We start from the raw sequence: 5,171 nt of genomic DNA, 5'->3' as shown, positions 1-5,171 counted from the left end.
GGCACGTACAGCTTGGTTTCGCCGAGGTCGCGGATGCGCGGCGCGAAGCGGAAGCCTAGCAGGTGCATCAGGGCAAAGACGTGATCGGTGAAGCCGGCCGTGTCGGTGTAGGGGTCTGACGCTCAGTGGAACGAAAACTCACGTTAAGCAACGTTTTCTGCCTCTGACGCCTCTTTTAATGGTCTCAGATGTCCTTTGGTCACCAGTTCTGCCAGCGTGAAGGAATAATGGCCGAGCATATTGATATGTCCGTGGCAAAGCGGGGAGAGGCGTGCGATATCTTCATCATTCAGTGTTTCACCCTGCGCCCGGAGATGATCCAGGGCTGCCTGCATATAAATAGTGTTCCATAACACGACGGCGTTAGTGACCAGCCCCAGTGTGCCCAGTTGATCTTCCTGACCGTCGGTATATCGTTTTCTTATCTCACCTTTTTGACCGTGACAGATGGCTCTGGCAACGGCATGGCGACTTTCTCCCCGATTAAGCTGGGTCAGAATGCGCCGGCGGTAATCTTCATCATCAATATAATTAAGCAGATACAGCGTTTTGTTGATGCGCCCCACTTCAATGATTGCCTGAGTCAGTCCGGAAGGACGTTCACTTTTCAGCAATGAACGGACCAGCACTGAAACCTGTACTTTGCCCAGCTTCAGGGAGCCAGCGGTCCGGATCATTTCGTCCCACTGAAGGACTATTTTTCGGGGATCTGATTGCCCTCTGGCAATATCATTCAGCACGCCATAGTCGGCATCATGGTCCATTCGCCAGAAAACCGAAGCACCGGCATCAGCCAGGCGTGGAGAAAACTGGTATCCCAGCAGCCAGAAAAGGCCAAAGACAAGTTCGCTGGCACCTGCTGTATCGGTCATAATTTCGGTTGGATTCAGCCCGGTCTCCTGTTCCAGAAGACCTTCCAGCACAAAGATAGAGTCCCTCAGCGTCCCCGGTATAACGATGCCATGAAAGCCGGAATACTGATCGGACACAAAGTTGTACCAGGTGATCCCTCTGTTATTACCAAAGTATTTGCGGTTCGGTCCGGCATTGATTGTTCTGACTGGCGTAACAAAGCGCATTCCATCTGCAGATGCCACTTCTCCTCCACCCCATATCTGTGCCAGTGGCAGCGTTGCCTGAAAATCAACCAGTCTGGCATTAGCGCTGGTGATAGTTTCAGCCCGCAGATAGTTCGCTTTTGTCCAGTTCAGCCGGTGTCGGGTCAGTGCAGGAACATTTGATCTGATCAGTGGTTCCAGACCGATATTGCAGGCTTCAGCCATCAGCACGGCGCTGATGCTGACGGGCAGATCATCAACTCTGGCACTGGCTTCACTAGCATGGAAAAACTCATCAGCAAATCCGGTATGGGCGTTAATTTCGAGCAGCAACTCCGTTAAATCCACCGGAGGGAGTAGATCACTGATCATTTTGCTCAGTCGTTTCAGACTGTCCGGCTCATCAAGACTGGCGAGGGGAGAAATTGTCAACCGGGGCTTCGGGCCAGAAACATCGAGTTCGACAGCCTCATTTTCGCAAAGACGTGCAGCAACCTGTCTGTAACGACTATCAAGCTGATGACCCAGAGATTTTATTGCTTCCTGCGGGTCTGTCGGGTGCCCCAAAGAACGATAAACCTTAATCCGGTTTGCCTGCCAGTCAGCACCCTGTAGTAATCTTGCACGAGGATCTCCCCACCGGTTACTGCCGGTAACGTAGACATCCCTCCGCCTCAGACTATCCTGCAGTTTACTGAGAAAGCAGAGCGTGTATCCCCTGCGGGTGATATGTTTTTCCTTGTTAATCACCAGCCGTTTCCATGACCGACTGATAATTTCCGTTGGTGCGTCGTCAAAAAACTGCCGCCGTGAGCTGAACTCCCGGCTGAGGTAGTCACAGGCATTCAGAGTGGTAACCCCGGCAGGTGCGGATGAAAATTTAACGGTATTCAGCAGATGGGGCAGGAAACGACGAACGCGCCCGTACTGCTCCACCATTTCTTCATGAAAATTATCGTCTGAGGGCCGGGCAATTTCACGGACAAGCGTGATGATTTCAGCCAGCTTTTGCCTTGGGATGTAGCTGAACACCTCAGCACGAATCGATTCGTCCGGTGTTTCTTCTTTCAGCAGGTACGAACATGCGCTGGCGAGCGCCAATGCAGATTTATCCAGATCCTTCAGCGAGCGGAGCCGTTTTTTCTGCCCAATCTTTCTGGCGTCACGGATGATAACGGCCAGCATGGCGTCCAGAACGTCCAATGCATCATCCAGCGCCAGCGTTTCCCATGCAAGGACAAAGGCAACCAGAACCGCCATCCTTTTCTGCGGTGACATCCTGGCAATATTGAACACCGAAGTCATACCAGCATAACGTGCGAGATTTTTCAGGCGCACAGCCGGGAGTGTACTCAGGTTTTCAGCATGCAGGCCAAAATCGTTCAGAGTTTTCCAGCGTTCAATTGCTTCATTAAACGCCGGACCACTGATGGTCACAGGGCCCTTTTTCAGTGATTCCAGTAAAGACAGGCGGCTGCAATCAGTTGGCCCCAGCAGCATCTCCAGCTGTGAACGCTGTTCGGCTGACGGTATCAGTGCCAGTTTGTTCCACAGGCGCAACGTCGCCTTTTCCCTTACCTCTGAAATCAACCGGGTCAGCGTAGTGGCTCCGGGGAGAATAATACGATGTTGCATAAGCCACCCTGTCGCCAGATCGAAAAGCAGGCCAGGACGTTCGTTGCTTATCCAGCTCCGGGTATATAAAAGACGGGTAAGGCGAAATGTCCAGGGCCAGGCAAATTCACGATACTGATAGTGCTGACGTATCAGCGCTGCATGCTCACGGCGGGTATTTTCCCTCTGACCGTATTCTGCAAGAACGGTGATATCACGAATCCCGAGCTGTCTGGCGGTAAAATGCCGGACGCCGGAAGGAATATGATTCATATCGGTGAGGAAGGTGCCCAGAAAACGGACACATCCAATTTGCAGGGCAATGCCCAGACGGTTGTGATCACCTCTGCTTTTTCCGATAAATTCCTTGTCTGCTTCATCAAGGTGAAAATATCGTGCCAGCTGAAGCTCATCCGGTTCACCGGTGAATCTGCCATAGCTTTCAGTCTGCTCAGTGGTCAGAAAGTCAACGGGCATATCGGCCTCCCTGCCTGACGGGCATTTAGTAACATTTTTCCAACCGTACGAAATGTTATAAATTATCGGACATCGTAAAACTGTTACATTAATATGTCTATTAAATCGTAAATTTGTAATAATAGACATGAGTTGTCCGATATTCGATTTAAGGTACATTTTTATGCGACTTTTTGGTTACGCTCGGGTCTCAACCAGTCAGCAGTCTCTTGATCTTCAGGTCAGAGCACTCAAAGACGCAGGTGTGAAAGCAAACCGTATATTTACCGATAAGGCATCCGGCAGTTCAACAGATCGGGAAGGGCTGGATTTGCTGAGGATGAAGGTGGAGGAAGGTGATGTCATTCTGGTTAAGAAGCTCGACCGTCTTGGCCGCGACACTGCCGATATGATCCAACTGATAAAGGAATTTGACGCTCAGGGCGTGGCAGTCCGGTTCATTGATGACGGGATCAGTACCGACGGTGATATGGGGCAAATGGTGGTCACCATCCTGTCGGCTGTGGCACAGGCTGAACGCCGGAGGATCCTAGAGCGCACGAATGAGGGCCGACAGGAAGCAAAGCTGAAAGGAATCAAATTTGGCCGCAGGCGTACCGTGGACAGGAACGTCGTGCTGACGCTTCATCAGAAGGGCACTGGTGCAACGGAAATTGCTCATCAGCTCAGTATTGCCCGCTCCACGGTTTATAAAATTCTTGAAGACGAAAGGGCCTCGTGATACGCCTATTTTTATAGGTTAATGTCATGATAATAATGGTTTCTTAGACGTCAGGTGGCACTTTTCGGGGAAATGTGCGCGGAACCCCTATTTGTTTATTTTTCTAAATACATTCAAATATGTATCCGCTCATGAGACAATAACCCTGATAAATGCTTCAATAATATTGAAAAAGGAAGAGTATGAGTATTCAACATTTCCGTGTCGCCCTTATTCCCTTTTTTGCGGCATTTTGCCTTCCTGTTTTTGCTCACCCAGAAACGCTGGTGAAAGTAAAAGATGCTGAAGATCAGTTGGGTGCACGAGTGGGTTACATCGAACTGGATCTCAACAGCGGTAAGATCCTTGAGAGTTTTCGCCCCGAAGAACGTTTTCCAATGATGAGCACTTTTAAAGTTCTGCTATGTGGTGCGGTATTATCCCGTGTTGACGCCGGGCAAGAGCAACTCGGTCGCCGCATACACTATTCTCAGAATGACTTGGTTGAGTACTCACCAGTCACAGAAAAGCATCTTACGGATGGCATGACAGTAAGAGAATTATGCAGTGCTGCCATAACCATGAGTGATAACACTGCGGCCAACTTACTTCTGACAACGATCGGAGGACCGAAGGAGCTAACCGCTTTTTTGCACAACATGGGGGATCATGTAACTCGCCTTGATCGTTGGGAACCGGAGCTGAATGAAGCCATACCAAACGACGAGCGTGACACCACGACGCCTGCAGCAATGGCAACAACGTTGCGCAAACTATTAACTGGCGAACTACTTACTCTAGCTTCCCGGCAACAATTAATAGACTGGATGGAGGCGGATAAAGTTGCAGGACCACTTCTGCGCTCGGCCCTTCCGGCTGGCTGGTTTATTGCTGATAAATCTGGAGCCGGTGAGCGTGGGTCTCGCGGTATCATTGCAGCACTGGGGCCAGATGGTAAGCCCTCCCGTATCGTAGTTATCTACACGACGGGGAGTCAGGCAACTATGGATGAACGAAATAGACAGATCGCTGAGATAGGTGCCTCACTGATTAAGCATTGGTAACTGTCAGACCAAGTTTACTCATATATACTTTAGATTGATTTAAAACTTCATTTTTAATTTAAAAGGATCTAGGTGAAGATCCTTTTTGATAATCTCATGACCAAAATCCCTTAACGTGAGTTTTCGTTCCACTGAGCGTCAGACCCCGTATGCAGCTTTGCTGTTACGACGGGAGGAGAGATAAAAATCGACAGTGCGGCCCCGGCTGTCGACGGCCCGGTACAGATACGCCCAGCGGCCATTGACCTTCACGTAGGT

Annotated in this window: 3 protein-coding genes and 2 pseudogenes; 2 read left to right on the top strand and 3 right to left on the bottom strand. The window is 50.1% G+C overall.

What is annotated here, in order from left to right:
• Both ACJHYO_RS23795 and ACJHYO_RS23790 read right to left on the bottom strand, forming a co-directional pair.
• Positions 1–110 (bottom strand): annotated as a pseudogene (locus tag ACJHYO_RS23795) (Tn3 family transposase); the annotation flags it as partial.
• A gap of 33 nt (positions 111–143) precedes the next feature.
• On the bottom strand, positions 144–3,149 hold the full coding sequence (locus ACJHYO_RS23790) for a Tn3-like element Tn3 family transposase (protein ID WP_001143760.1): 3,006 nt from the start codon (positions 3,147–3,149) through the stop codon (positions 144–146).
• Between the two features lie 163 nt (positions 3,150–3,312).
• Here ACJHYO_RS23790 and ACJHYO_RS23785 point away from each other — a divergent pair, with 163 nt between their 5' ends.
• Positions 3,313–3,870, top strand: coding sequence for a recombinase family protein (locus ACJHYO_RS23785; RefSeq protein ID WP_001235713.1), 558 nt, complete (start codon positions 3,313–3,315; stop codon positions 3,868–3,870).
• Between the two features lie 182 nt (positions 3,871–4,052).
• Positions 4,053–4,913, top strand: a complete 861-nt coding sequence (locus tag ACJHYO_RS23780; RefSeq protein ID WP_015058868.1) for a broad-spectrum class A beta-lactamase TEM-135 — start codon at positions 4,053–4,055, stop codon at positions 4,911–4,913.
• Positions 4,914–5,060: 147 nt separating this feature from the next.
• Here the strand turns inward: ACJHYO_RS23780 and ACJHYO_RS23775 are convergent.
• Positions 5,061–5,171, bottom strand: a pseudogene (locus tag ACJHYO_RS23775) (DDE-type integrase/transposase/recombinase); the annotation flags it as partial.

This window comes from Escherichia sp. WS1118 (assembly GCF_046487695.1).
GTDB classification, from domain to species: Bacteria; Pseudomonadota; Gammaproteobacteria; order Enterobacterales; family Enterobacteriaceae; genus Escherichia; species Escherichia coli.
This window is presented reverse-complemented; position numbering and strand designations above follow the sequence as displayed.